2 protein-coding genes are annotated in these 2,564 nt (G+C 31.8%); one reads left to right on the top strand and one right to left on the bottom strand.

The genetic code is table 11. The features are described 5' to 3' along the window. Nucleotides 1–747 precede the first annotated feature (747 nt). On the bottom strand, nt 748–933 hold the full coding sequence (locus AC1DWA_RS32825) for a DUF3967 domain-containing protein (RefSeq protein ID WP_477917583.1): 186 nt from the start codon (nt 931–933) through the stop codon (nt 748–750). Between the two features lie 972 nt (nt 934–1,905). Here AC1DWA_RS32825 and AC1DWA_RS32820 point away from each other — a divergent pair. Beyond that, nucleotides 1,906–2,364: a replication/maintenance protein RepL gene (locus AC1DWA_RS32820; protein ID WP_477917582.1), complete on the top strand. Its 459-nt coding sequence runs from the start codon at nt 1,906–1,908 to the stop codon at nt 2,362–2,364. Nucleotides 2,365–2,564 lie beyond the last annotated feature (200 nt).

Here is a 2,564-nt window from a genome sequence, read left to right as displayed (position 1 = left end):
ATTAAGATCAATCTAGATTTTTTCATATATGCACCTCTTCATTAGGATGCACATTTAAACTTAAATCTTACATCAAGTAATTCAATAATGTTCATAGCAAAGATCCCCATAAAAAAGCAAAAGGGATAACCTTTTGCTTTTAAAATACATACATTTACTTACATGTGGTCGGTTGATCAACGGATAGAATAGCTGGTTCAACCTGGGCATTTGTCATTTGTTCTTGAACAAAGATCCATATAGCAATGTTTATGACGACGGCCACCAGTAGAAAACTTCTATTTTTATTAATAAAGATTTCCTCCTTCAAGTCATAGTCACAACAAAGGCCGCCCATTATGTATCATCCTATAAGGCGGCCTTCATTGTATGTATGCTACATGTATATTCGCATATTCCTGACAATATTTTTAAAACCTCAATTCTAACTGGCCGCGCACAAAAATAAATGAAAACAGGAGAATAAGAGAAAAAATTTCCCTATAGCTACATGATTACTAACGTAATCCAATGTATCTATAGAAAAGTATCTTWAAAATYACATGCGATTAACCTTCGCATCTAAAAAAAGCTTATAACGGCCACTGTAATAAGCATCAGAACAATACATCCTATACGACATGTCATGCTACATAAAAGAAGACACCTTTAAGGTGCCATTTTTTTATGAATCTTCTCTCACGTCTTATAAGAAACATTGTATATGTTGGCTCTGATACATTATTAAAGTTGTTTATAATACAACAACTAAAGTTTCCAAAACTSCCACCACTTCTTTTTTTCTTCTGAARCAGCWAYTRATTTTTTTGTTTCCTGTATTGAWCGTAAGGTCTCCATTAAAGCTAAGTCTCTTTGTTCCCTCTTAGTTTCACTTTCTTTATAGCTTTGCTTTATTTCTTCTAGCTCTTTAACCAACAATTTATTACTTTCCATRAGTTGCTCATTAATTACTCTTTGTTCTTTAAACATAGCTTTCAAAAAATCTAAAGAAGAAGAGTCYAATTCTTGKTYRATYGATTSATGATTGATTGATTCAACATCAATGAAAAGCTTATAACCATCGGCTTTGAGCTTATTATCTATTTCAGTATCAATCAAGTTATCGATCATATACCACTTCCGGATTTTCTTTAGAATTTCTATGGAATCTGGATGTAATAAAATCTTTTTCCCTTCCCTCTTAGTATTMAGAAAAGCTTGATGTTTTTGTATGTATCTCCTTACAGTTGGAACAGGTGTATTAATCATTTTAGAAATATCATTGATAGTTATCCAATCCATAATATAAACTGCCCTCCTTCAATCGATCAATCAATTATCAATCAATCACTAAGACAAACTATATATAGTTTCTTTAATTTTTTCAAAATCCCTACTGATTGATCGATGATCGATTGATTCACCTTTGTTTTGGGGTGGTGTGCTGGCTAGGGGTTTGGGGACTAGTCCCCATGTGTGTATCTTATTTTGAGAAGAGATAGTAACTATGGACGGCTGCTTTGGCGGTTCGGCAGGTATAATGGCCGTCACAAGCCGATCATTTTAAATTTCGTTTTGGGTATGTTCGGCTTGGCGATATAACCAACCCTGCCGAAATTTTTAATGCAAGGAGAAAAGAGTGGAGATTTTTTCAGTGACTTTCTGAAAAAATACTACTCGAACCTTGCATTAAAAATAGCAAATATATTAATAGATAAGAGTGAAAAAAAGGTTAAATGTTAGACAAACCCTTTTATACCAAGGGTTTGAGAGTGATTTGTTCACTTAAATTTTTTTAAGTGTTCACTTAAATTTTTTTAAGTGTTCACTTAAATAATATTTAAGTGTTTACTTAAGTCTCTTGTTATTATATACTCAAAATATGAAAAAGAGACTGGATTATTTTTCTATAAAGGAGTTAAAAAAATGTCTAATTACAAACGCAAAAAAGGAGTAACTAGAAAAGCAACAAAAGTTGTAGGAACAAAAAAATACATAAACTCGGAGACTGGAGAAATTGAAGAAATGGAAGTTATAAGCATTGAAGAACGAGATGCTAATTTCCATAAAATTTGGTTAGGTCATATAGTTGAAAGTCTTGATTTAATAGGTAATAAGAAACTTAAAGTTCTTACATTCATAATGGATAACCTTAATAGCGAGAACATGTTTTTAATGACTTATAAAGAAATTCAACAGAAATTAGGAATTTCTCAGCCTACGATTGCTGAAACGATGAAAGCTCTACAAGAATCAGACTTTCTTAAAAAGATTAGAGCTGGAACCTATCAAATCAATCCAGATAAGATCTTTAAGGGCGGTAAAAACTCAAGATTAAACGTTTTAATGCAATATAACGAGATTGATAACAAGGAAGATAAATAAATTAAGGAGGTGATTCAAACGAATAACAGCAAGATTAGACACAACAAAATGAAAAGGGCAWTTCTCCTGGCAGAGAAACACCCCATGTGAAAAACATAATACKTTATTAATAGACAMTAGTATTATAACATGGGTTGCCCTYAAAAAATARGAGGRTCTTATMATGGATCAAAGTGAAAAACTATTAATGGGTATTGAAA

The organism is Rhodococcus sp. P4_F3_2 (assembly GCF_056401335.1).
Note: the sequence above shows the minus strand (reverse complement) of the source record. Positions and strands in the feature narration are given on the sequence as shown.